This window comes from Acidovorax sp. GW458-11-26-14-TSB4 (genome assembly GCF_059423865.1).
In genome coordinates this window covers 40,027-64,616 of sequence record NZ_JBWKYR010000018.1, presented here as the reverse complement: position 1 = coordinate 64,616, position 24,590 = coordinate 40,027, and the positions used below count along the sequence as shown (strand labels likewise).

Genomic DNA, 24,590 nt, shown 5'->3' with positions numbered 1-24,590 from the left:
ACCCGCGTTGCGCTATTGGAAGACCACCAGGCCCTGGTCTGCGATCACGACCGGGTAGTCGCCCACCGGCAGGTTTTTCACCTGCACGCTGTTCGTGCCCGCATTGTTGTTCACCACCACGCTGTTGTCCGTGAGCTGGTAGACGCTGCCGTCGAGCAGGTCGGCAAAGCGCGGGCGCAGCGTGCTGCTCTGCGCATAGCGCGGGAAATGGAAGCCCGAGCAGGTGACGGTGATGGGCGCCGTGCCTGCGGTGGCCGTGGGCAGCTCGGTGGTCTTCTTCCACACCACCAGCATGTTGCGCACCACGCCCGCATCGTTGCGCGAGTACGCATGCACCGTGTGGCCATAGGGTGCCGTGCAGCCAGGGTTGGCGATGCGCTGCAGACGGTTGTCGAAGATCGCCGTCACGTTCTGGTATGAGCCATAGGCGATCTTGCGGCCCTGCACGGTCTGGTCGCCGTTCTTCGGGCCCGATGCCGGATTGGGGTTGTACTGCCAGGTGCCGGTGCGCAGCAGCCCCTTGGTGTTCTTGGTCGAGTCGTAGTGCAGGTCGACGATGGTGAAGATGTTGGTCTCGATGCCGCGCGCAAAGTCGCCCAGCATGCGGCGCAGCATGTACTTGGCCTGGTTCACCTCATCGAAGGCCGCGCCGCCGCACAGCGCAAAGTACTGGCACGCGGTGGAAGGCGCGCCGTTCTCGCCCTGGCGCAGCTTGAAGCCGCGGCCCTCGACCAGGGTCCTGAAAGCGTCGAACTTGGTCAGCTGCGACGGATAGGAGTCATAGTCCGGCAGCCCCCAGTAGGGGTGAAACGCCACCGACACATCGGCATTGGGCACGGTTGCGCCCTTGTTGTCGGCAAAGTAGTTCACCACCGATTGGGCGTACAGGTAACCCTCGGACGTGGCCCCGCCCAGCACGCCGGTGGTGAACGAGCCGATGGTGATCTTCGCACCCGGCTGGATGCTCTTGATCAGTTGCGCGGTCTGCACTGCCAATTGGGCGTAGTCGGCCGCGGGCACATGGCCGTCGGGCTCGTTCCAGATCTCCCAGTCGCTCACCTTCAGGGTGGGCTGGGTGTAGCGCGTCACCGTGGCGCGCACGAAATCCAGCCACTTCTGCCGCCCGGTGCCCGTGGGCAGTGCGCCGCCCAGGCCCTTGGTGCCGCAGTTGGTACAGCCCGCCTGCTCGTTGCCATAACCCAGGAACACGAAGGGCTTGACGCCCTGCGCGCGCACGCCGTTGACGATGGTGTCGAGCTTGGCGAAGTCGTAGGTCGCGGGGCTGGTGATCACCGGCTCGATGAAGTGCCAGCCCGACTGGATGCGCACCTTGGAGGCGCCCAGCGGCCCCAGGTAGTCGCGCCAGTTTTCAAACGTGCTGAAGCCCCGGTCGGTGGTCTCGCCGCCGATGCCGAAGGGGCTGGTGATGCCGGCGGCCACCATGTCGGCCGTGCTGCGCGGCTTGATCTCGCCGATGAGGCCGAAGCCGGGCCCCGGTTGGGCGACGGCGGTGGTGGCGCAGGCGGCGATGGCGAGTGCTTGCGCGAAGGCTTTCAAGTTCCAAATCATTGTTGTCTCCTGTTTGTTTCTCTGTCTTGTGTCGGCTCGCAGGTGTGCGCAGCCATGGGTTGTGGTGGGAGGTGCTCAGGGGTGGGGTGAAGCTCCTTTCAAGTGGGAAGCCCGGCAAGCAGCCACGCAGGCGCGCTCTGGTAGACCACTGGCCGCAGAAAGCGCTCGCAGGCATGCAGCCCCACCGAGGTGGATGCTGGTTGCGAGGACGAAGGCCAGGGACCGCCATGCTGCTGGGCACGCGTGACCGCGACCCCGGTAGGGACGCCTCCGAACAGCACGCGCCCGGCGCGGGCGGTCGCGGCGGCGACGAGTTGGCGGGCCAGCGGCGAATCCCCTTCGGCCCCCCAGAGCGTGGCCACCAGCGCACCGGCCATGGATTCGAGCACCGGCACCAATGCGCTGTCGTCGTTGCACACCACGATGAGCACCGCAGGCCCGAAAACCTCGTGGCGAAGATCTGCCTGGGCCGTGAAGTCATCGGCTGTCACGGTGGCGAGCCATGCGCCCAACCGCTCGGGCGCGGGGTCAACAAGCACATTCACGCCTGCCGCGCGGCGCAGCGCCTGCGCCGCAGACAGGTAGGCCTTTGCGATGGCCGGGGTGAGCATCGGATGCATGGGCGCTGCCGCCAGTAGCCGCGCGAGCTCGGCGATGAAATGGCGGGACGCATCGCTGTCGACCAAGACGACCACGCCGGGACGCGTGCAGAACTGCCCCATGCCCAGCGTGACCGAAGCCGCCAGCTGGGCCGCCAGGGCCTCGGGTGCCTGGGCCGAAAAAGCCGCAGGCAAGACCACCAGCGGATTCACCGAACCCAGCTCGCCGAAGAAGGGAATGGGCACGGCCCGCTGCGCCGCCAGCGCCTGCAGCGCCAGCCCGCCACGCAGCGAGCCTGTGAACGCCACCGCCTGGATCGCAGGGTGCTGCACCAGCGCCGCGCCGTGCTCCACCGAAGCCCCATCGACCAGCCCCACCAGGCCGCTGGGCAGATGCTGCTCCTGCAGCACCTGCTGCACGAGGCGGAACACGGCGCGCGACAGTTGCAGGTGTGCCGGGTGGGCGCGGACCACCACCGGGCAACCGGCGGCCAGGGCCGACGCCGTGTCGCCCCCCAGCACCGAAAACGCGAATGGGAAATTGCTGGCCGCGAACATGGCGACCGGCCCCAGGGGCACACGCACCCGGTGCATGCCGGGCCGGCCACGCGGCGGCGAGCCGTCGACCGCGGCGTCGTGCTCCACCGCATGCAGGCTGCCCGCCAGCACGAAGTCGGCAAACGCACGCAGCTGAAAGCAGGTGCGGTCCAGCTCGCCCTGCAGCCGCACGGCCCCCAGGTGGGTTTCTCCATGGGCCAGTGCCACCAGGGGGTCGCGGTGCTCCTCCAGCACCCGGGCCAGGGCCTGCAGGAGCCCGGCCCGGGTGTGTGGATCGCTGGCCGCCCAGAAGGGTGCCTCACGGGCCGCTTCCGCGGAGGTATCGAACATGGAAGGGGATGCGCTGGTCATGGATAGGCGAAGTGAAGCCTGCCGGTGCGCACGCAGCACGCACCAGCAAGGAGGCGGGAATGGGAGGAACGACGGCCCGGCCGTCAGAAGTTGTGCTTGAGGCTCAGGTCGAACAGCGTGGTGCGCGTGAGCTTGTCCTGCTTGGCGCTGCCGATGTTGGCCAGGATGGAGGTGCGCTTGCTCAGGAAGTGCTCGTAGCCCACCGACAGCTTGGTGTTCGCGTTGCCCGGCCCCTGGGGGTCCAGGCGCGAAACCGCCAGCTTCACCAGGTGGGTGGACACGGGCACGCGCGCCGTCAGCGAGACATTGCTGCTCTCCACATTGTTGACCTTCGAACGCGCATACAGCAGCGCCGGGCGCACCACGCCGAAGTCGTAGGAGGCGGCTGCCATCCACATCTTCTGCTGGGAGGTGGTGCTGTCATAGGCCGTGCCCACGTACAGCGGACCGGAGGTGTACTCGATGTTGGCACCCGACGTGTTCGAGCGCGCGCCCTCGCCCGCGCTCCAGGCGATGTTGGTCGAAAAGCCGCCCCACGTGGCGCTGCGCAGGCCGATGGTATTGTCGCTGCGGATGCCGCTCACGGGCACGCCGTAGTTGGCCAGCAGGTGGCGCGGCCCGGGCGTGGCCACGGTGTCGAAGCCCCAGGGGTCGGCCTTGAGCGCCACCCAGAAGGCGGGGATGTACTCGCGCCCTGCATACACCGTGCCCCAGGCCTTGGGGGCGCCCGCATACACATAGGAGCGCGCCTCGAAGAAGGGGTTGTGGGCCAGGCCGGTGTCGGCGTCGAAGCGGTGCTCCATCTGGAAGCCGGCTTCCAAGCCACCGCCCAGGTCTTCCACTCCGCGAAACCCGATGCGACCGGCGGACCCCTGGCGCACCTGCCACATTTTGGCCGCGGGGCCCGAGGGGCTGATGCCGCCGTTGGTTGGCGTCGTGCCCGCATTCTGGTGGAACACGCCCAGGTCGACGCGGCCATAGATGGTCACGGACGACTGGGCCAGGGCCGGCAGGCAGGCGGCGGCCGCGCAGGCCAATGCGCACTGGCGGGCAAGGTGTTTCTTCTTCATGTCGCAAGTCTCCTCTGGGTTGTGAACCGGGCATCTCTCCCGATGTTCTGGATTGTAGATTTTAGATTTTATAAAATCTGAAATGGAGTATATACTGGCAACATGGACGCACTCAACACCCCCACCTACATTCGTTTGCGCGACCAGTTGCGCAATGACATCGTCGAAGGCGTCTGGGCCCTGGGGGCCCACATCACGCTGACGGAGCTGGCCAAGCACTACCAGGTGAGCCAGAACCCGGTGCGCGAGGCGCTGCTGCAGCTGCAGGGCGAAGGCGTGGTGGCCATGCGCATGAACCGCGGCGCCGTGATCCCCACGGTGGACGCGCTCTACATCAACCAGCTCTACAAGATCCGCGGGGCCATCCAGTCCATGCTGGCGGCCGACGCAGCCACGGCGGCCAGGCCGGCCGACATCGACAGGCTGGTGGAGCTGGAAGCAATGCGCCAGGGCGCGGCCGACCGCTCGGACATCCCCGCCTGCGTGACCGCCAACCGCGACTTCCACCGCTACATGGACGGCATCTCGGGCAACCGCATGGCGGTGGAAATGCTGGAAGGCCGCTCAGCGCTGGTCGATGCCGTACGGCGCAGCAAAGGTTATGGCGACGCGCGGCTGGAGATGGTCACCGTGCAGCACGCGCAGATGATCGAAGCGCTGCGCACCAATGACCCCAAGACCGCGGCAGCCATCGCTTTCGAGCACGCCGAGATGTCACGCAAGGACTTGCTGGCCATGCTGCCCACCCCATAGCGCGCCTTAGCGCCCCCTTTTTCCCCGAAAACTGCAATGCTGCACTCCCTGCCAGACAGGGAGCGGGATTGCCTACGCCCAAAAAAACCGAAGGAGACACCACCATGCAAGCCCGATACTCCCGCCGACTGGCCCTGCTCGCCCTGGCAGCACAGAGCGCACTGGCAGGCGCCAGCCCTGCGCAGGCCCAGAAATTTCCCGACAAGCCCATCACCCTGTACTTGGGCTTTGCGCCGGGCGGCAGCGCCGACACGGTGGCCCGTACCCTGGCCGAGGAAATGGGCAAGAACCTGGGCCAGCGCGTCATCGTGGACAACAAGGGCGGCGCCTCGGGCAACATCGCCACGCAGGCGCTGCTCAACAACTCGGCGGACGGCTACTCGCTGGTGTTCGCGGCCATCCACTTCGCCACCAACCCCTGGATCGGCGGCGTGAAGTACGACCCGGCCAAGGACCTGCAGATGGTCTCGCAGATCACCAGCGTGCCGGTGCTCATGGTCGCCTCGACCGAAAGCGGCATCAAGACGCCGGCCGATGCGGTGGCCCTGGCCAAACGCACGCCGGGCGGTGCCAAGGCGGCATCGGGCGGGGTGGCCACCTCCTCGCACCTGGCGCTGGAGCTGTTCAAGCGCGAGATGAAGATCGACATGCTGCACATTCCCTACAAGGGAGGCGCGCCCGCCAACCAGGACCTGATGGCAGGCCAGGTGGACCTGATGTTCGACCTGATGTCCGGCTCGCTCAAGGCCACCCTCGACTCGGGCCGTGCCACGCCCGTCGCGGTGATGCAGGCCAGCCGCATCCCTGCGCTGCCCAACGTGCCCAGCGCCGAGGAATTGAAGCTGCCACGCGGCACCCACATCCGCAGCTGGCAGGGCATCGCCGTCAAGGGCGGCACGCCCGCCCCCGTGGTCAAGCGCCTGCACGAAGCGGTGGTCGCCGCCGCGACCAGCGAGGCCTTTCGCGCCCGCGTGGCGCAGCTCGGCTCCGAGGTCGTGACCAGCGGCAAGCCCGAGGACTTCCAGGCCTTCTACCTGCGCGAGCTCGCGCGCTGGCAGACGGTCGTCAAGGACGCGGGCATCAAGCCCGAGTGAGATAAAGCAAAGGAAACCCATGAAGATCCAAGAAATCCGCTGCCACCTCATGCAGGCGGGCGCCCCGCCGCAGACGGGGTGGACGGGTACCGGCAAGTCGGCCCTCGCAACCTCGCGCAACTGGCTGTTCGTGACCGTGCGGGCAGACAGCGGGCTGGTGGGCACGGGCGAGGGCTCGGGCTGGCCCCGGGCCGTGGCAGCGGCCGTGCAGGACCTGGCCCCTTTGCTGGTGGGCGAGGACGCGCGCGGCATCGAGCGCCTGTGGCAGCGCATGCGTGTGGCCTGCATGGGCCATGGCCAGACCGGCGTGGTGGGCATGGGCGCCATCAACGCCATCGACATGGCGTTGTGGGACCTGAAGGCCCAGGCGCTGGGCGTGCCGCTGTACGAGCTGTTGGGTGGTGCCACGCGCAGCAAGGTGCCGTTCTACGTGCATGCCGCCACGCCCGAAGCGGCACGCGCGGCCGTGGCAGCAGGCGCGCAGGGCATCAAGGTCGGCGGCATCGCCAACGTGGTGGAGCGCGCCCATGCCGTGCGCGCCGCCATCGGCCCCGACATCGACCTGATGTGTGACCTGCACGGGCCGCCATGGCTGGCGCCTGCGGACGCGGTGGCCATCGGCCGGGAGCTGGAGCCTTTGAAACTGCTGTTCCTGGAGGAACCCGTCGCGCCCGACGACCTGCGCGGCTGGCGCCTGGTGCGCGACAAGGTGGCGCTGCCGCTGGCCGGCGGCGAGCGCCTGGCCACGCTGCAGGACATGCAGCCTTTCCTGGCCGAGGGCCTGCTCGACGTGGTGCAGCCCGACGGCGGGCGCTTCGGCGGCATCACGCAGACCAAGAAGCTCGCCGGCATGGCCGAGGCCCTGTCGGTCGTGGTGGCGCCGCACTCGGGCTCGCTCGGGCCCGTGGCCGAAGTGGCCATGGTGCACCTGCTCAGCGCGATCCCCAACGCGCTGGTGCTGGAACGCATGGACCCGGACTGGGAAGGCCGCAACCAGGTGCTGGACAGCGGCCTGCGCGTGGAACCCGGCTTCCTGCAGGCCAGCGCATTGCCGGGCCTGGATGTGCGCCTGCGCGAGGACTTCATCGCCGCCCACCCGAGCGAGCGCAACGTCGCCCTGGCCACGGGCGGCTGGAACGCCGGCACCGAGCACGAATCTGTTTACCTGCAAGCGCGTCGCCCCCGGGCACGCATCGGACGAGACTGAAGAAACCATGACCATCCCCCTGCTTTCCAACACCCTGCCCCGCCTGGGGCTCGTATCCACCGCCACCCTCACCACGGTGCTGTTCAAACGCGGCTTTCGCAACGTCTTCCTGCAGGAGGTGCGGCCCCTGAACCCGGCCACGGCGCGCATGGTGGGCCTGGCGTTCACGCTGCGCTACATCCCGGCGCGCGAGGACCTCGACGGCCTCGACGCCTTCGACGACCCGGCACACCCGCAGCGCGTGGCGGTGGAGACCTGCCCTGCCGGCCATGTGCTGGTGATGGACAGCCGCGGCGATGCCACGGCCGCCTCCTCGGGCAACATCCTGGTCACCCGCCTGATGCGCCGCGGCGTGGCCGGCGTGGTGACCGACGGCGGCTTTCGCGACTCGCCGGAGATCGCGGCCATGCCCTTCCCGGCCTTCCACCAGCGACCTTCGGCACCCACCAACCTGATCCGCCACCACGCCATCGACATCAACCTGCCCATCGCCTGCGGCGGTGTGTCGGTGTACCCGGGCGACGTGCTGGTGGGCGACGCCGAAGGCGTGGTCTGCATCCCCCGCCACATCGCGGACGATGTGGCGCGCGAGGCCTATGTGCAGACCATCTACGAGACCTGGGTCGAGGAACGCATAGACGCCGGCGACAGCCTGATCGGCACCTACCCGCTCATCGACCCCGCACGCCGCGAGGCCTATGCAACATGGAAAGCCGCGCACGCAGACCGCTGGCCGCTCGCGCATGACTGACACCGCCCTGCGCACCATCGCGCTGACCGGCGCTGCCGGTCGCATCGGCCGCGCCATCCGGCCGCACCTGCTGCCCCTGTGCAGCGAACTGCGCCTGCTGGATGCAGCCCCGGTGCAGGCCGAGGACCCGCGCGAAACGGCACACCAGCTGGACCTGGCGGACCGTGAGGCGCTGCAGCGCGCCCTGCAGGGCTGCGAGGCGGTCGTGCACTTCGCCGGGTACCCGCGCGAGGCCGGCTGGGACACGCTGCTGGCAGCCAATGTCGTGGGCGTGGCCAACCTCTGGGAGGCGGCCCACGCGGCCGGCGTGCAGCGCATCGTCTACGCCAGCTCCAACCACGCGGTGGGCCTGTACCCGCGCAGCCAGACAATTGACGGCACGGCCCCGCCGCTGCCCGACAGCCGCTATGGCGTGAGCAAGGTCTTCATGGAGGCGCTGGCCGCCATGTACGCCATCAAGCACGGCGTGCGCGGCTTCGGCCTGCGCATCGGCCACTGCAGCCCAGCGCCGGCCGAGGCACGGGCCCTGAGCCACTGGATCCACCCGGAAGATCTGGCGCAGTTGGTGCAGGTAGGCCTCACGGCCGACTACGTGCACGAGATCGTCTACGGTGCATCGGACAACAAGCGTTCCTGGTGGGACAACCGCCGTGCCCAGGAACTGGGCTACCAGCCCCGGCACTCGGCCGACCCGCACGCCACGGCGCTGGAGAACCTGCAGTCCGGCGATGCCGTCGCCGAGCATTTCCAGGGCGGCAGCTTTGCTGCGGCAGGCTTCGACAATGACCGTGCCCCCTTCCTCTGAGTCCATCGCGCCTTCGGTGCTCAACCACCCCGGTACCGGACCCATCGAGGTGTGGCCCGTGGGCAACCGGGTGGGCGAAGCCCCCGAATGGCACGCTGGCGAGCAGGCGCTGTACTGGATCGACGTGCGCGCCCAGTTGCTGCTGCGGCTGGATCCGGCCCTGCAACAGCTCACGCGCTGGCACCTGCCGCAGGTGGTGGGCGCCATGGCCCTGTGGGGCGGGCATCGCGTGCGCCTGGCCCTGCAAAACAGCGTCGTCGAACTGGATCTGCGCATGGGCGCGCTGCGCACCGTGTGCTCTTTGGCCGCGCACGAGCCGCACGGCAACCGGCTCAACGATGGCAAGCGTTCCCCCAGCGGCGCCTGGTTTGTCATCGGATCGATGGACGACCGGGCGGACAAGCAGGCCACCGGCGGCCTGTACTGCGTGAGCGACAGCGGTCTGGTGCGCCAGCTCCATGCAGGCCTGATGGTGGCCAACGGCATCGCCTGGAGCCCCGACGGCGGCACGCTGTACTTCTCGGACAGCTTTCGCGGCACGGTCTGGCAGGCCGCCTGGAACGAGGCCGAAGGCACGATGGGCGAGCCCCGCCCCTTCGCGGACCTGGGCGAGGCCGAGGGCAGGCCCGACGGTGCGCAGGTCGATGCAGCTGGGTGCTACTGGTCGGCAGGCGTGTCGGCAGGCGTGCTCAATATCCTGTCGCCCCTGGGTGAGCGACAGCGCCGCATCGCCCTGCCCTGCCGCGCGCCCACCATGTGCGCCTTTGGCGTGGCCAGCGACCTCTGGGTGACCAGCCTGGTGAGGCCGGGATGGGAACCCACGGCACACGACGGGGCGCTGCTGCGCCTGCAGGCTCCCTGCTAGGTTGAACGCAGCGCGCTCGGCGCCACCCCCAGCACGCGCCGCATGGACCGCGCCATGTGGCTCTGGTGCGCAAAGCCGGCCGCCAGGGCCACTTCGCTGGCTGGCAGCCGCCCCTGGCGCAGCAGGGCGCTGGCGCGCTCCACCCGGCGCTGCACCACGTACTCGTGCACCGGCACGCCCAGCGAGCGCTTGAACAAGGTCTTGAAGTGCGACACGCTGCTGTGCGCCACGCCGGCCAGCACGGTCAACGACAGGTCCTCGTCCAGCCGGTTCTCGATGTAGTCCACCACCCGGCGCAGTTGCGCCGCCGACAGGCTGCGCGGTGCCTTGCGCGCCAGCGTGTAGCGGCCCAGCAGGTGCACGGCCAGCGCAGTGCCCAGGCTTTCGGCATAGAGCCGGCCGTTGGGGAAGCCGGCCTGGCGCTCCGCATCCAGCGCCCAGGCGATGTGGGCCAGGTGCGCATCCTGGAACTGGTGGCGCGGGGCCAGGGCGGCGCGGCCGGCCGGCAAGCCGGCCTCCTGCGCCGTGCGTTCGAGCAATGCCGGGGCAAAGCGCAACACCACCGAGCGGCCCGGCCCGTCCTCGTGCCAGCGGTCCGCCTGCCCGGCGGCAACGATGTCCACATCGCCGCGCGTGTAGACAAAACGCTGCGAGCCGCACAGGCCCCGCACCGGATCGCCCGAATGCACGCGGATGCGCAGGTCCGCCAGGGGCTTGAGTTCGACCACACCGCCTGGCGTCTCCACCAGGTCCACCTGCAGGCCGGCGCGGCCGGGTACCACGGCCAAAGCTGATTCGTCCATCCGTGCTCTCCAAACAGCCGTTCGTGCGCGACCGGCCAAGCGATTCTGCAGATTATTGGCATGCCGCCGCGAAGGCACTTGTCGCCCGCGGTTTGGCGCTACTCCATGAAAGGGATTTGCATGAAAACGACCGTGATCGGGATGGGAACCATGGGCAGAAAACTGGCCGCACTGCTGCTGCAGGCAGACCACCGGGTCAGCGTATGGAACCGCTCGCCGGCCCACGCCGCCGAGGTGGTGGCCCTGGGGGCCACCCCGCACCAGGACGTGGCCCAGGCCATCGCCGCCAGCGAGGTGATCGTGGTCTGCGTGAAGGACTACGAGGCCGCCAACGCCATCCTGCTGTCGCCGGGCGTAGGCGGGGCGTTGACGGGCCGCACGGTGGTGCACCTGACCACCGGCAGCCCCCAGGAGGCGCTGGACATGGACGCCTGGGTGCGCAGCCACGGCGGCCTGTACCTGGACGGCGCCATCCAGGCCGCACCGGAGCAGATGGGCCTGCCGACGACGCCGGTGTTCGTCTCGGGTGCCCAGCAGGCCTTCGACAACGCGCTGGCCGTGCTGCAGGTCTTCGGCGGCGGCGTCACGTTCCTGGGCGAGCGCCCCTCGCTCGCCTCGGCGATGGATTTCGCCACGCTGTCGTATGTCTACGGCGCGACCATCGGGTTCTTCCACGGTGCGCGCATCGCCGAGACGGAGGGCCTGGACGTGGAGCACTACGGCGTGCTCGTGAACCAGATCGCACCCTCGTTCGGTGCCTTCCTGCAGCACGAGGGCCAGGTGATCCACAGCGGCGACTTCGCCATCACGCAAAGCCCGCTGCGCATCTCCATCGATGCCACGCGCCGCATCGCACAGCATGCGCGCGACGCCGGCATCCACGCCGCCGTGCCGGAGCTGGCAGAAACGCTGTTCCGCCAGGCCGGGGAAGCGGGTTACGCCGACGAGGAAGCGGCGGCCGTGGTCAAGGTGATGCGTGCCAACAGATGACCACGCTCAGCGGCCCACCATGTTGCCCGGCACCACCCACTGGTCGAACTGCTCGCCCGTAACGTGGCCCGAGGCCACGGCGGCCTCGCGCAGGCTGGTGCCTTCCTTGTGCGCCTTCTTGGCGATGAAAGCCGCCTTGTCGTAGCCGATGTGGGTGTTGAGCGCCGTCACCAACATCAGCGAGCGGTCCACCAGCTCGATGATGCGCTCGCGGTTGGGCTCGATGCCCACGGCGCACTGGTCGTTGAAGCTCACCATGCCGTCGGCCAGCAGGCGCACGCTCTGCAGGAAGTTGTGCGCCACCATGGGGCGGAACACGTTGAGCTCGAAGTTGCCCGAGGCGCCGCCGAAGTTGATGGCCACGTCGTTGCCGAACACCTGGGCGGCCAGCATGGTCACGGCCTCGCTCTGCGTGGGGTTGACCTTGCCGGGCATGATGGACGAACCGGGCTCGTTCTCGGGGATGCTCAGCTCGCCGATGCCGCTGCGCGGGCCGCTGGCCAGCCAGCGCACGTCGTTGGCGATCTTCATCATGCTGGCGGCCAGGGTCTTCAATGCGCCGTGGGCGTGCACCAGGCCGTCCACCGAAGCCAGGGCCTCGAACTTGTTGGGCGCGGTGACGAAGGGCAGGCCCGTGAGGCGCGCCAGTTCGGCCGCGGCCTGCTCGGCATAGCCCTTGGGCGCATTCAGGCCCGTGCCCACGGCGGTACCGCCCAGCGCCAGCTCGTACAGGTGGGGCAGCGCGGCGCGCACATGGCGCTCGCCATGGTCGAGCTGGGCCACATAGCCCGAGAACTCCTGGCCCAGCGTGAGCGGGGTGGCGTCCTGCAAATGGGTGCGGCCGATCTTGACGATGCCGTCGAAATCCTTGGCCTTTTGCGCCAGCGTGGCGCGCAGCTTGGCAATGGCCGGCAGCAGCTTGTGCGTGAGCGCCTCCACGGCGGCCACATGCATGGCCGTTGGGAACACGTCGTTGCTCGACTGGCTGCGGTTCACGTCGTCGTTGGGGTGCACCAGGCGGCCTTCGCCGCGCTCGCCGCCCAGGATCTCGCTGGCGCGGTTGGCCAGCACCTCGTTGACGTTCATGTTGGTCTGCGTGCCCGAGCCCGTCTGCCACACCACCAGCGGGAACTCGCCGGGGTGCTTGCCGGCAATGACTTCATCGGCGGCAGCCACGATGGCCTCGGTCTTCTTCGCGTCCTGAAGGCCCAGGGCCTGGTTCACGACAGCCGAGGCGCGCTTGACCTGGGCCAGCGCCTTAATGATCTCGCGCGGCTGCTGCTCGCCCGAGATGTCGAAGTTCTGCAGCGAGCGCTGCGTCTGCGCGCCCCACAGCTTGTCGGCCGGCACCTCGATGGGGCCAAAGGTGTCGCGTTCGGTACGGGAGGTCATGGGAAACGGTTCTCCAAGGTAAGGCAGGCGTGGCGCGCGGGCGTGCCACGAACGGGTCGAATCGGTGCGCCAGCGCGGGCCATGGGCAGGCAGGCAGAGGGCGCCCCCGGGAGCATAAGACAAAAACAAACAATTCTCATTTACCCGCCCCCAAAGCGCCGCCAGCGCCGTGGGGAAAGCGCTTCGTTCAGCGCGCCGACTCCCCTGCCCTCAGTGTTCAGCCAAAGCTTTCCTAGAGCCAGCACTCCAGCAGCAGTTGCAACAAATTGGTACACTTTGGCCTCGAAAATTCGGCCCACTGCCGTTTTCTCCTCTTGAGCGCAGGCTGCGCCGCGCTACGCCCCAGTGCGTATCCAATCCGTGTACCCAGATGCACGCGCCCCCTTGACGGAGCGCCTGCGCAGGCGCAACCTGCCCATCCATACCGAGATCCATTCCTCCATGTCCATGAGCGCGTTCATGCCCTTCAGCTACAACCTGTTCGTGGTGGCCGCGTCCTTTGGCATTGCGATGCTGGCCTCGTACGTCACGCTGGACCTGGCGCGGCGCGTGCGCGCCGCCCAGCGCAGCGTAGGCCTGGCGTGGTGGCTGGCGGGCTCCATCGTGATGGGCACAGGCATCTGGTCCATGCACTTCCTGGGCATGCAGGCATTCAAGCTGCCCATTGCCATCGGTTTCGACAGCCTGCTGACCCTGCTGTCCTGGCTGGCGGCGGTGGGTGCATCGGGCGTGGCCCTGGGCCTGGCCAGCCGCGAGAACTTCGGCACGGCCCATCTCGCCCTGGGCGCGCTGGTGATGGGCGCCGCCATCAGCGGCATGCACTACATCGGCATGGCAGCGATGGAGATGGCGCCCGGCATCGTCTGGGATTACCGCGTCGTGGTGCTGTCAGTACTGATCGCGGTGCTGGCCTCGGCATCGGCGCTGCTCATCTTCAAGCTGCTGCGCCGTGTGCGGCCCGGCCAGCGCCTGGTGTACCAGTTGGCCGCGTCCTTCGTGATGGCCGTTGCCATCTGCGGCATGCACTACACCGGCATGGCGGCCGCGCGCTTTGCCGTGGGCTCCGTGTGCCTGAGTGCGGGCGAGCTGGGCGGCCCGGGCCTCACGGCCATGGTGCTCATGGCCACGGGCCTCCTGCTGGTGAGCACGCTGTTCACTTCCATCCTAGATGCGCGGCTGCAGACCACAGCCGAACTGCTGACCCAGTCGCTCAAGGAAAGCAACAGCCGCCTGCAGGCCGCCAACGACGAGCTGCAGCAGCGCGCCTTTGCCGACGCGCTCACCGGCCTGCCCAACCGCCTGCTGTTCGAAGACCGGCTGATCCACGCCCTGCTGCGCCTGGACCGCACCAACCACCTGCGCGTGGAAGACCGGCTGGCCGTGCTGTTCGTCGACCTCGACGGCTTCAAGCCCATCAACGATTCCTTCGGCCACGCCGCGGGCGACGTGATACTGCGCGGCGCGGCCGACCGCCTGCGCCAGCAGGCACGCGAGAGCGACACCGTGGCCCGCGTCGGCGGCGACGAGTTCCTGATCCTGCTGGAAGACGTGAGCGACGTGGCTGCCTGCGTCACCATGGCCAACCGGGTGCTGGAGTCGCTGTCCCAGCCCTTCGAAGTGGCGGGCAAGAAGGTGCAGATCGCCTGCTCCATCGGCATCGTGGTGCACCCCGACCACGGCGAGCGCACCAAGCTCGTGGCCAATGCCGACGCGGCCATGTACGCCGCCAAGCGCGCCGGCGGCGGCTGCTACGCGCTGTTCGAGCCCCACATGGGCTCGGACGCCTCCGAACAGCTGGAGCTGCAGAACGACCTGCGCCAGGCCATCGACCGGGGCGAACTGGCGCTGCACTACCAGCCCAAGATCGACGGCACGCGCGGCCAGATCAGCGGGGTGGAAGCCCTGCTGCGCTGGAACCATCCCAGGCACGGCATGGTCAGCCCCATGGTGTTCATCGCGCTGGCCGAGCGCTTCGGCCTGATCAACAAGCTGGGCAACTGGGTCATCAACGAGGCCTGCCGCCAGACCGCCGAGTGGGGCCGCAACGGCATGCGCATGCGCGTGGCGATCAACCTCTCGGTGCACCAGCTGCGCGAAAGCGGCCTGGCCGAGCGCATCGGCCATGCGCTGCAGTTCCACGGGCTGGACGCCTCGCAGCTTCTGTGCGAGATCACTGAGTCCGTGGCCATGGAGGACATCAAGGCCACGCAGCGCACCTTCGACGGGCTCGCGCGCATCGGCGTGTTCCTGTCCATCGACGACTTCGGCACCGGCTACTCCAGCCTGAACTACCTGCGCCAGCTGCCCGCGCAGCAGCTCAAGATCGACCGCAGTTTCGTGAACGACCTGGAAATCAGCGAGGACGCGCGCGCCGTGGTGAGCGCCGTGGTGAGCCTGGCGCACGCACTGGGCCTTCGCGTGGTGGCCGAAGGGGTGGAAACCGAGGGCCAGCGCGACATCCTGCTGGCCATGGAGTGCGACGAACTGCAAGGCTTCTTCTTTGCCCGCCCCATGCCGGCGGATTCGCTGTTCGCCTGGTCGCAGGGCGAAAAACCGGAGGGCGCCGTGGACTTCACGCCCTCTGTCATCGGTAGTTTGTAAGCCCACGCCCCCGCTGCGGCGGGGCGGCACTGGCACGGGGGCACGGACCCGGGCCGCCGCGTGACCAGCCATGTCAATCGTCGGCAAGTTCTTACACCGTGCAGCGCCCGGGGCGCGCACCATGGCACCACAGTGGCCGCACCGCCATTGCCGTGCCGACTCACGTTGACCGGTGCGCACCAGCCAGATCGGAGACTTCCATGGCCACCAGCAGCCTGCTCGGCATCGACGCCGACAACCTTCCGCCCATCCACAGCGCCACCGGCAACGACAGCATGGGCCCCAGCGATGCCTCCGACTCGGGCAGCGACAGCGCGGGCGTGTACAGCGCCGACCCGGAGATGGACACCGACCGCTATGGCACCGGCGAGCGCGCCAGCGTGGAGCCCGGCCTGCACCGCGAGTCGCGCGACATCCTGCCCGACCACATGGAATCCCTCGCGTCCGACAACGACACGGACGGCGACCTGCCCGCAGATCCCCTGGTGGACGTGGATGCGGACATGTACCCCGAAGAAGACAGCGAAGAGCCCGGGGTCGAGGACGAGCCCGCCTAAGCCAGCAAAGCCTCGCGCACCGCGTCGAAGCTGCGCTGGTCGGGCGCACACACCAGCCCGCCGGTCGTGTGGGACGGCAGGTACCCGCTGCCATCGAAGTGGCCGGAAAACCCACCCGCCTCTCGGTGTAGCAGCCAGCCGGCCGCGTGGTTCCAGGACAGGAGGCGGTTGTAGATCACTTCGTGCTTCTGGATTGCAGTTTTTTGCAAAGCGTAGTCTTGCCGAGAAGGCCTTACCAGCGCGCCAGCACGCTGTAAGCACCCCAGTGGGATAATTGCGCCCGGCGCCGTCCCAGGCGGCAGCCAGCGTGCACAGACGCGCACCCGTTCCGCCCACGACAGAAACACGATGACCACCACGATCAAGTACGACGATCTCGTCGAGTCCGTTGCTGCTGCGCTGCAGTACATCTCCTACTACCACCCGACCGACTACATCGCCCACCTGGCGCGCGCCTACGAGCGCGAGCAGAGCGCTGCGGCCAAGGACGCGATCGCCCAGATCCTGACCAACAGCAAGATGAGCGCTACCGGCCAGCGCCCCATCTGCCAGGACACCGGCATCGTCAACGTGTTCCTCAAGGTAGGGATGGACATCCGCTGGGAAAACTTCCCCGGCGGCCTGGAAGACGCCATCAACGAAGGCGTGCGCCGTGGCTACAACCACCCCGACAACACCCTGCGCGCCAGCGTGGTGGCCGACCCGCAGTTCGAGCGCAAGAACACCAAGGACAACACGCCCGCGGTGATCTTCGCCCAGATCGTGCCCGGCAACACGCTGGACATCACCGTGGCGGCCAAGGGCGGCGGCAGCGAGAACAAGAGCAAGATGATCATGCTCAACCCCGGCGACAACGTCGTCGACTGGGTGCTCAAGACCGTGCCCACCATGGGCGCCGGCTGGTGCCCGCCGGGCATGCTGGGCATCGGCATCGGCGGCACGGCCGAGAAGGCGGTGCTGCTGGCCAAGGAAAGCCTGATGGACGACCTGAACATGTACGAGCTGCAGGCCAAGTCCTCGCGCGGCGAGAAGCTCGACAAGGTCGAGGAAATGCGCCTGGAACTGTACGAGAAGGTCAACGCCCTCGGTATCGGCGCCCAGGGCCTGGGCGGCCTGACCACGGTGCTGGACGTCAAGATCAAGATGTACCCCACGCACGCGGCCAGCAAGCCCGTGGCCATGATCCCCAACTGCGCGGCCACGCGCCACGCCCACTTCGTGATGGACGGCTCGGGCCCGGTGTACATCACCCCGCCCTCGCTGGACCTGTGGCCCAACGTGAACTGGGCGCCCGACTACAACAAGAGCAAGAAGGTCAACCTGGACACCCTGACCAAGGAAGAAGTGGCCAGCTGGAAGCCCGGTGACACCCTGTTGCTCAACGGCAAGATGCTGACCGGGCGCGACGCGGCGCACAAGCGCATCAAGGACATGCTGGCCAAGGGCGAGAAGCTGCCCGTGGACTTCACCAACCGCGTGATCTACTACGTGGGCCCGGTGGACCCGGTGCGCGACGAGGCCGTGGGCCCGGCCGGCCCGACCACCGCCACGCGCATGGACGGTTTTACCGAGATGATGCTGGCCGAGACCGGGCTGATCGCCATGATCGGCAAGTCCGAGCGCGGGCCGGTGGCCATAGAGGCGATCAAGAAGCACCAGAGCGCCTACCTGATGGCCGTGGGTGGCGCCGCCTACTTGGTGAGCAAGGCCATCAAGAAGGCACGGGTGCTGGGCTTCGAAGACCTGGGCATGGAAGCCATCTACGAATTCGAGGTGGTGGACATGCCGGTGACGGTGGCGGTGGATGCCGGCGGCACCAGTGCCCACATCACCGGGCCGGCCGAGTGGCAAAAGCGCATCGCCACGGGCGAGTTCCGCGGCATCGAGGTAGCGGCGGCCTGAAACGCAGACACTCCCGGCTGAGCCACGGTCCCCCGGCAGCGCACAAGGCGCGGCCGGGGGGGTTTTCTGGGCCGTCCGCGCCCCCGAGCGAGTCCAGCAGCGGTCACGGGTTTTCGCGCCGCCATCCGTGCACCAAGGGCCCGGCAGCGTTACAGTGCGGGGCATCGATCGCATGCCTGCTCCGCCCTATTCTTTTCTCCCATGACCTCCCCGAATTCCCAGCCCATTGGCGTGTTTGACAGCGGCGTGGGCGGCCTCAGTGTGCTGCGGGCGCTGCGCGCCGAGCTGCCGCACGAGCGTTTTGTCTACCTAGCCGACAGCGCACATGCGCCCTATGGCGAGCGCGGCGATGCCTATGTGGGCGCACGCACCCACGCCATCACGCGCCACCTGCTGGAGCAGCACGGCATCAAGGCACTCGTGGTGGCCTGCAACACGGCCACGGCGGCGGCCATCCACGAGGTGCGCAGCCGCTACCCGGCTTTGCCCCTGGTGGGGCTGGAGCCAGCCATCAAGCCTGCCCTGGCCGCCACCCGCACCGGGCGCGTGGGCGTGATCGGCACACGTGGCACGCTCACCAGCGCCAAGTTCGGCAAGCTGCTGGCCAGCCTGCAGGGCCAGGCCGAGTTCGTGGTGCAGCCTTGCGATGGCCTGGCCCATGCCATCGAGCGCAGCGTGGACAAGCCGGTGCCCGCCAGCCCCGAAGGCACCGAGACCTGGCAGCTGTGCGAGCGCTACACCGGCGCCATGGGTGCCTTCGGCACCGCTGCAGGACAGATGGACACCCTGGTACTGGGCTGCACGCACTACATCTTTGCCGAGCGCGACCTGCGCACGCTGGTGGGGCCCGGGGTGCGCTTCATCGAGACCGGCGAGCCCGTGGCGCGCCAGACGCGGCGCCTGCTCGAAGGCGCTGGCCTGATGGCCGCACCGCAGGCACAGGCACCCGGGGTGCAGCTGTTCACCACCGGCGGCCTGCCCCAGCTGCAGGCCGCCGCGCAGCGCTGGCTGGACCTGCCCGCCAGCGGCTGCCAGGCGGTGGCGATCCCCTCGCCTGCCACCGAGCACAGCGCTGCGGCCTAGCATGCGGATTCGACAGAAGCTCGTGGCCCTGGTCTCGGTGCTGGCTGCAGCCTGCGCCGCAGCACAGACCGCAGCCCCTGCTGCCGTGCCCCCTCCTGCTGCTGCAGCCGCAGACCAGGCCCAGCAGCTCGCGGACCTGGAAAAGACACAGCGCGAAATGCTCCAGGACCTCAAGCGCCAGTTGGCGGAGATGCCGGAGACCGTGCGCAAGCAGCGGCTGCGCGCCCGCATCGCGGACATCGAAGGCCGCGCCAACCTGCCCCGGGACCTGTACATCTCGCCCGGTGCGAAGATGAGCGCGCCCATGAAGACCTACTACGCGCGCATGAAACAGCGCATGGAAGACTGCGGCACGCGCCATTTTCCGAGCAAGGACGGCAAGCGGCTGTACGGCCAGGGCGTGGTCGGCGTCACCCTGGCCAACGACGGCGCGGTGATCCAGGCCGACGTGCTGCAGTCGTCGCAAGACCGGGTGGTGGACGAGCACATGCTCAAGGTGGTGCGGGCTTCTGCCCCCTTCGGCACGCCGCCCGCCAGGCCCATGGCCGATGGCTCGCCGCGCTACCGCCGCCTGGTCGTGATCACCGGCTTCGACTTCAACCGCGACAGCGACAAGCCGATGCCCGAGCCCGTGCCGGCCTCGGAGCGTTGCAAATGGGAGTGAGGGAGCCGGTCAGGCCGACTCCCCGCCCCAGAGCCGCTCGCCCGAGTGCTCCACATGCGTGAGGTACAGGCGCAGGTCGAACTCGTACTGGTGGTACTGCGGCTCCATGTGCTGGCACAGCTGGTAGAAGGCCTTGCCATGGTCTTTCTCGCGCAGGTGCGCGAGTTCGTGCACGACGATCATGCGCAGAAACTCGTCGGGCCCCTGCTTGAACATCGCCGCAATGCGGATCTCGTGCTGAGGGCCTGTTCACACCAATTTCTGGGTCGCGAAGCCCCTTGCCGGCGTGTCAATCTAGGCGCGTGACGCAGTGTGTGCCTTTGCACACGCAAGGAGCGCAACGACGAGTGGCGCGCCGGCAAGGGCCTTCCCTTCGGGTTGCCCGGCCTTGGGGCCGTCTGCGGCGTTGCCCGCGCTTGCAAGGTGCCTACCTTGCTGCGCACGAGCGCCTTGCATCCAGCCCCCAGGCCGGGCAACGCGATCCCCGAAATTGGTGTGAACAGGCCCTTCGCCAGGCGGTTGCCCTGCACGCGTGAAACGGTGGTGTGCAGGCCCAGGGCATGCCGCACCACATGGATCTTGTTGTCGAACAGCACCTTGTTGATGGTGCCCGCATTGCGCAGGTGGCGGGCCTTCAGCTCCTGCGCATAGTCGTACAGCGCCTTGTCGCTGCGCACGGCATGGGCAGCGGGGTACTTGCGCAACAATACCGCCCCCAGGCGGCCCTGGGCAAGCAGATCGCGCGCCTGCTGCTGCAACGGCGCGGGGTAGGACTGCAGGTAGGGCAGCGGTACCGTAGTGGCGGCTGCCGTCATGCGCCACGCCCCTGCTGCCCGCGCAGGGGGCTGCAGCAGACCATCGAGATCAGTGCAGGTGCCGCGGACGGCGGCCACCGCCGCCATGGCCGCCGCCGCCGGCACCACCGCTGCCGCCGCGCGGGGGCTTGCCGATTTCGAGCGAGTTCACCAGGGCATCGAAACGCTGGCTGAACAGCTTGTCGATCTCGGCCACCACGCCGCCGAGTTCGGCACCGTCGAAGTGGCGCTCCATCATGTTCACCACGTCCTGCACCAGCAGGTCGCGCTGCACCTGCATGATGGCGGCGGGCGTGGGGCCCACGAAGAGCATCAGGAAATCGTCGCGCGACTCGGCGCCCTCGCCGCCCTCGTCCTCCTCGTCAAAGTCCGCATCGTAGAACGTGACTTCGATGGCCGCACCCAGTTCGGACAGCTCGTTGAGGCTCATGCACATCTCGTCGAGCGATTGGCGAAAGTCCTCGTCGCCGCGCACCGTCCAGCACATCTGCAGCAGGTGCTCCTGGGCATCGAACTTGATGCCGGGCTCTTCCTCATAGGCACTGGCGGCACCATCGGCCAGCGAGCGCGCGCCCGCGTACTTCCACAAGGGCTTCAAGGCCTCCTGGATCTGCTCGAAGCTGGCATCGGCGCGCAGCTGGACCTGTCCGTGGACGTGGATTTCGAAGGGTGCGTTGTAACTTGACATGACTGAATCGTAATAGTGCCCGCAGCCGGGGTCGGCAAGCCTCATGCCTGCTGGCTTGCCCTGGAATGGGAAGATGGAGCCTTGTCGGCGCTGGTTCAGCCTTTCAGCCCCACGATAGCGCTATTTTCTCATGGCGCCAAGGCCATTTGGATGGCGTCGCGCAGAAGCCATTGTGCAGAGCCCGGCGCACCGGCCATGAGGCGCAAGCTGTGCACCATCGACAGGGCATGCCCATCCGATCAAACGCACCTGACGGTGTCAGGGCTTGCAGGCCCCTGGGCCGGTGAGCGCAGCAGCGCTTTGTGCCCGCCAAAAAAGCGCGACGACAGACATAGGCGTGCAGCCAGACGGCGCAATGGACTACAAGGGCAATACGCCTGCGCCAATACCCTACGACCTCCAGAATTGCAACCAGGTGTTTCCATGAGAAAGTCCATTCCCTCAGGGTTCTTGCGAACCGTCTTTGGCAGCCGCATGATGCGCCGCCAGCTCCGCGCCTTGTATGGGAATCAGGCAGTCATCGAATTCACTCCCGAAGGCGTGATACTGACTGCGAACGACAATTTCCTGGATGCGATGGGCTACGCATTGAAAGACATTGCCGGCCAGCCCCACCGGATTTTTGTGGATCCCCAGGAAGCGCAATCCGCAGAGTATTCGGAGTTCTGGAAGAAGCTCAAGCGGGGCGAGGCTTTCATCGGCCGCTGCAGGCGCCTGCGTGGCGATGGCCGCGACATTTGGCTGCAGGCCAACTACAGCCCCGTCGTACGCGAGGACGGTACGGTCGTCAAGGTCGTGAAGTACGCGATGGACATCACCGCACAGGCTCTGGCAGATGCTGAAGCACAAAGCCAGTTGATGGCAATCAACCGTGCGCAGGCCGTCATCGAGTTCGGACTGGACGGCACCATCATGCGAGCCAACCGCAACTTTCTCGACGCCATGGGGTATCGGGACGAGCGCGAGATCGTGGGGCGGCACCATCGCATGTTCGTACCACCCGAACAGCGCAATACGTCTGACTACCAGGCCTTCTGGCACCGCCTTGGTTCTGGCAATGTCCATTCCGGTCAATTCCAGCGGGTGGGCAAGAACGGGCAATCGGTATGGATCGAAGCGAGCTACAACCCGGTCATGGATGGCACGGGGCGGCCGTTCAAGGTCGTCAAGTACGCGACCGACATCACGGCGCGCTTCGAAGCCACCCACACCTTGCAGATCGCGTTCGAACAGCTCAATGCACTGGTGTCCGAAAGCGCAAGCAAAGCCAACGAAGCGCACCAGCAAACCCAGAAAATGCTGCAGGTGGCCCACGCTGGCACCAGCGCCACCGCCGATGCAGTGGAAACCATGGGTGCCATACGCAGCGACTCGCAGCGCATTGCAGAGATCGTCGGCTTGATCGACGGCATCGCATTCCAGACCAATCTGCTGGCACTCAACGCGGCTGTGGAAGCCGCTCGTGCCGGCGACCAGGGCAGAGGCTTCGCCGTGGTGGCCAACGAGGTCCGAAGCCTGGCCCAGAGAAGCGCTGGCGCGGCCCAGGAGATCAAGACCTTGATTGCGGCATCGACCCAGCGGGTGCGCGATGGCGACGCCCACGTGCAGGCCACGGGCAGCATCATGGACGTCATTCAGGCATCGGCCACGCACGCATCCAACGCCATGGGGGACATCGTGCAAGCAGCCCACGCGCAAAGCAAGCGGATGGGCGCAGTGCACCATGCGATGGAATTGCTGGAAACAGCGGTTTCTCGCCACTGATACGGAATTGCCTTCAAACGCCAGCCATGCCTGGGTCGCGTTGCCGTGCCAGGGCAATTTCTGCAGCTCCCGCCTGGTTTTCCGTTTGAATGCGATTCCGCATGAGAAAACTGAATACGAAGCTACCGAACACCCTCATCCACAAGACCCGAAAAAGCCAGCGCTGGACTCAACAGTCGCAGCTTTAAGCTAGGTCGCCGCTGGCTCTGCCTGCAGAACCTTGGCACCACTGCCGCGCTGCCGGAAGAAGGCCACCGTCTGCCACAGGATGAACACGGCGATCAGGCCGAGCAGCGTGCCGCTGATGGGGCGGTTCACGAACACCTCGAAACTGCCGCGCGATAGCAGCATGGAGCGGCGGAAGTTCTCCTCCAGCATGGGGCCCAGGATGAAGCCCAGCATCAGCGGCGAGGGGTCCATCTCCAGCCGCATGAACAGGTAGCCCAGGGCGCCGAAGGCACAGGTGATGAACACGTCGTCCAGGTTGTTGTTGATGCTGTAGGTGCCGATGCAGCAGAAGAACAGGATGGCCGGGAAGAGCACGTTGTACGGGATCTTGAACACCGACAGCCAGTAGCGCACCAGCGGCACGTTCAGGACAAGCAGGAAGCAGTTGCCGATCCACATGCTGGCCACTAGGCCCCAGAAGAGCTCGGGGTGGCCGGCGATCATGTTGGGACCGGGCTGGATGCCCTTGATGATGAAGGCCGCCATCATCAGCGCCATGACGGCGTTTTCGGGGATGCCGATGCTCATCAGCGGGATGAAGCTGGTGCGCGCGGCGGCCTCGTCGGCCGCGGCCTGGCCGGCCACGCCTTCGATGCAGCCGCTGCCGATCTCGTGCTTGTACTTGCTGACCTTCTTGTCCAGGGCATAGGCCGCGAACTGGGCGATGACCGGGCCGCCGCCGGGCAGGATGTCCAGGATGGAGCCGACCACGCTGCCGCGCAGGGCGCTGGGGATGATGCGCTTGAACTCGGGCCAGGTGGGGATGAGCTTGATCTTGCCATTGAAGGGCGAGCGCTCTTCACGCGAGTCGAGGTTCTTGGCGATCTCGGCAATGCCGAAGCAGCCCAGTGCAATGCTCACGATACCCACACCGTCGGCCAGAAACGGCATGTCGAAGGTGAAGCGCGCCAGGCCGCTGTTGACGTCGGTACCCACCGAGCCCAGCAGCACCCCCACCATGCACATGGCCAGGCCGTTGAGCAGGCTGCCAGTGGTGACGAAGCTCACGCACACGAAGCCGACCAGCATCAGCGCGCAGTAGTCCGCGGGGCCGAACAGGAAGGCCACCTCGCCCAGGCTGGGCGCGAGGAAGGCCAGCACCACGATGGCCACGGTGCCGCCGATGAAGCTGGAGACCCCCGCGGTGAACAGGGCAAGCCCCGTCTTTCCCTTCAAGGTCATCCGGTAGCCGTCGATACACGCCACGATGGAACTGGCATGCGGGATCTTCATGGTGATGGCGCTCACGCTGTCGCCGTACTGCGCCCTGTAGTAGATGCCGGCCAGCATGATCAATGCACCGGTGGTGTCGATGGAATAGGTCAGCGGCAGCAGCAGGCTGATGGTGGCCAGCGGGCCCAGGCCCGGCAGCAGGCCCACCAGGGTGCCCACGGTGCAGCCCAGGGCGCAGAACATCAGGTTCTGCAAGGTCAGTGCGTGGCCGAAGCCGAACGCGAGGTTGTGGAGAACGTCCATGGCGG

General features: G+C 67.5%; 22 protein-coding genes and 1 pseudogene. 13 read left to right on the top strand and 10 right to left on the bottom strand.

Features of this window, described 5'->3' with window-relative positions:
* Window positions 1–12: 12 nt before the first annotated feature.
* From AC07X5_RS26030 to AC07X5_RS26020, 3 genes are all read right to left on the bottom strand, one after another.
* Window positions 13–1,569 (bottom strand): glycoside hydrolase 5 family protein, encoded by a 1,557-nt coding sequence (locus AC07X5_RS26030; RefSeq protein ID WP_494772486.1) that lies wholly within the window; start codon window positions 1,567–1,569, stop codon window positions 13–15.
* A 98-nt stretch (window positions 1,570–1,667) separates the two neighbouring features.
* Window positions 1,668–3,077: an aldehyde dehydrogenase (NADP(+)) gene (locus tag AC07X5_RS26025; protein WP_494772485.1), complete on the bottom strand. Its 1,410-nt coding sequence runs from the start codon at window positions 3,075–3,077 to the stop codon at window positions 1,668–1,670.
* Window positions 3,078–3,160: 83 nt separating this feature from the next.
* On the bottom strand, window positions 3,161–4,147 hold the full coding sequence (locus AC07X5_RS26020; protein ID WP_409963899.1) for a porin: 987 nt from the start codon (window positions 4,145–4,147) through the stop codon (window positions 3,161–3,163).
* 102 nt (window positions 4,148–4,249) lie between these two features.
* On the opposite strand from AC07X5_RS26020, the gene AC07X5_RS26015 reads away from it, so the two are divergent.
* From AC07X5_RS26015 to AC07X5_RS25990, 6 genes are all read left to right on the top strand, one after another.
* A complete protein-coding gene (locus AC07X5_RS26015; RefSeq protein ID WP_409963901.1) occupies window positions 4,250–4,900 on the top strand; it encodes a GntR family transcriptional regulator in 651 nt (216 codons plus the stop codon).
* A gap of 104 nt (window positions 4,901–5,004) precedes the next feature.
* Window positions 5,005–5,994, top strand: a complete 990-nt coding sequence (locus tag AC07X5_RS26010; RefSeq protein WP_494772484.1) for a Bug family tripartite tricarboxylate transporter substrate binding protein — start codon at window positions 5,005–5,007, stop codon at window positions 5,992–5,994.
* Between the two features lie 19 nt (window positions 5,995–6,013).
* Entirely contained in the window at window positions 6,014–7,201 is a 1,188-nt protein-coding gene (locus AC07X5_RS26005; protein WP_494772483.1) for a mandelate racemase/muconate lactonizing enzyme family protein, read from the top strand.
* Window positions 7,202–7,208: 7 nt separating this feature from the next.
* Window positions 7,209–7,952, top strand: a complete 744-nt coding sequence (locus tag AC07X5_RS26000; RefSeq protein ID WP_494772482.1) for a ribonuclease activity regulator RraA — start codon at window positions 7,209–7,211, stop codon at window positions 7,950–7,952.
* Window positions 7,945–8,757 carry an NAD-dependent epimerase/dehydratase family protein gene (locus AC07X5_RS25995; RefSeq protein WP_494772481.1) on the top strand — a complete coding sequence of 271 codons (813 nt, stop codon included), beginning with the start codon at window positions 7,945–7,947 and terminating at the stop codon, window positions 8,755–8,757. The genes AC07X5_RS26000 and AC07X5_RS25995 overlap by 8 nt, the downstream gene beginning before the upstream one ends.
* Window positions 8,741–9,622, top strand: a complete 882-nt coding sequence (locus tag AC07X5_RS25990; protein ID WP_494772480.1) for an SMP-30/gluconolactonase/LRE family protein — start codon at window positions 8,741–8,743, stop codon at window positions 9,620–9,622. Before AC07X5_RS25995 ends, AC07X5_RS25990 begins: the two co-directional genes overlap by 17 nt.
* On the opposite strand, the gene AC07X5_RS25985 is transcribed toward AC07X5_RS25990, so the two are convergent.
* Window positions 9,619–10,425, bottom strand: coding sequence for an AraC family transcriptional regulator (locus tag AC07X5_RS25985; RefSeq protein WP_494772479.1), 807 nt, complete (start codon window positions 10,423–10,425; stop codon window positions 9,619–9,621). The two genes, AC07X5_RS25990 and AC07X5_RS25985, sit on opposite strands and share 4 nt — an antisense overlap.
* 120 nt (window positions 10,426–10,545) lie before the next feature.
* Here AC07X5_RS25985 and AC07X5_RS25980 point away from each other — a divergent pair, with 120 nt between their 5' ends.
* On the top strand, window positions 10,546–11,415 hold the full coding sequence (locus AC07X5_RS25980) for an NAD(P)-dependent oxidoreductase (protein ID WP_409959739.1): 870 nt from the start codon (window positions 10,546–10,548) through the stop codon (window positions 11,413–11,415).
* 6 nt (window positions 11,416–11,421) lie between these two features.
* On the opposite strand, the gene fumC is transcribed toward AC07X5_RS25980, so the two are convergent.
* A complete protein-coding gene (gene fumC, locus AC07X5_RS25975; protein WP_494772478.1) occupies window positions 11,422–12,807 on the bottom strand; it encodes a class II fumarate hydratase in 1,386 nt (461 codons plus the stop codon).
* Window positions 12,808–13,254: 447 nt separating this feature from the next.
* On the opposite strand from fumC, the gene AC07X5_RS25970 reads away from it, so the two are divergent.
* Both AC07X5_RS25970 and AC07X5_RS25965 read left to right on the top strand, forming a co-directional pair.
* A complete protein-coding gene (locus AC07X5_RS25970) occupies window positions 13,255–15,408 on the top strand; it encodes a putative bifunctional diguanylate cyclase/phosphodiesterase (protein ID WP_494772507.1) in 2,154 nt (717 codons plus the stop codon).
* A gap of 200 nt (window positions 15,409–15,608) precedes the next feature.
* Window positions 15,609–15,965: a hypothetical protein gene (locus AC07X5_RS25965; RefSeq protein WP_494772477.1), complete on the top strand. Its 357-nt coding sequence runs from the start codon at window positions 15,609–15,611 to the stop codon at window positions 15,963–15,965.
* Here AC07X5_RS25965 and AC07X5_RS25960 read toward each other — a convergent pair.
* The gene (locus tag AC07X5_RS25960; protein ID WP_494772476.1) at window positions 15,962–16,174 is read right to left on the bottom strand and encodes a hypothetical protein; all 213 of its coding nucleotides are present in this window, start codon (window positions 16,172–16,174) and stop codon (window positions 15,962–15,964) included. The genes AC07X5_RS25965 and AC07X5_RS25960 overlap by 4 nt on opposite strands.
* Before the next feature lie 139 nt (window positions 16,175–16,313).
* Between AC07X5_RS25960 and AC07X5_RS25955 the strand changes: the two genes are divergently transcribed.
* From AC07X5_RS25955 to AC07X5_RS25945, 3 genes are all read left to right on the top strand, one after another.
* Window positions 16,314–17,867: a fumarate hydratase gene (locus tag AC07X5_RS25955; RefSeq protein ID WP_494772475.1), complete on the top strand. Its 1,554-nt coding sequence runs from the start codon at window positions 16,314–16,316 to the stop codon at window positions 17,865–17,867.
* A 201-nt stretch (window positions 17,868–18,068) separates the two neighbouring features.
* Window positions 18,069–18,950 carry a glutamate racemase gene (gene murI, locus AC07X5_RS25950; RefSeq protein WP_494772474.1) on the top strand — a complete coding sequence of 294 codons (882 nt, stop codon included), beginning with the start codon at window positions 18,069–18,071 and terminating at the stop codon, window positions 18,948–18,950.
* 1 nt (window position 18,951) lies between these two features.
* A complete protein-coding gene (locus AC07X5_RS25945) occupies window positions 18,952–19,614 on the top strand; it encodes an energy transducer TonB family protein (RefSeq protein WP_494772473.1) in 663 nt (220 codons plus the stop codon).
* A gap of 9 nt (window positions 19,615–19,623) precedes the next feature.
* Here the strand turns inward: AC07X5_RS25945 and AC07X5_RS25940 are convergent.
* The 3 genes and pseudogenes from AC07X5_RS25940 to AC07X5_RS25930 all read right to left on the bottom strand — a co-directional run.
* A pseudogene (locus tag AC07X5_RS25940) lies at window positions 19,624–19,854 on the bottom strand (M48 metallopeptidase family protein); the annotation flags it as partial.
* A complete protein-coding gene (locus AC07X5_RS25935; protein WP_494772472.1) occupies window positions 19,794–20,429 on the bottom strand; it encodes a hypothetical protein in 636 nt (211 codons plus the stop codon). The pseudogene AC07X5_RS25940 and the gene AC07X5_RS25935, both read right to left, overlap by 61 nt.
* A 49-nt stretch (window positions 20,430–20,478) precedes the next feature.
* Window positions 20,479–21,117 carry a DUF6806 family protein gene (locus AC07X5_RS25930; RefSeq protein ID WP_494772471.1) on the bottom strand — a complete coding sequence of 213 codons (639 nt, stop codon included), beginning with the start codon at window positions 21,115–21,117 and terminating at the stop codon, window positions 20,479–20,481.
* Between the two features lie 423 nt (window positions 21,118–21,540).
* Between AC07X5_RS25930 and AC07X5_RS25925 the strand changes: the two genes are divergently transcribed.
* Window positions 21,541–22,881 carry a methyl-accepting chemotaxis protein gene (locus AC07X5_RS25925; protein WP_494772470.1) on the top strand — a complete coding sequence of 447 codons (1,341 nt, stop codon included), beginning with the start codon at window positions 21,541–21,543 and terminating at the stop codon, window positions 22,879–22,881.
* Between the two features lie 189 nt (window positions 22,882–23,070).
* On the opposite strand, the gene AC07X5_RS25920 is transcribed toward AC07X5_RS25925, so the two are convergent.
* Entirely contained in the window at window positions 23,071–24,585 is a 1,515-nt protein-coding gene (locus AC07X5_RS25920) for a tripartite tricarboxylate transporter permease (RefSeq protein WP_494772469.1), read from the bottom strand.
* Between the last annotated feature and the right edge of the window lie 5 nt (window positions 24,586–24,590).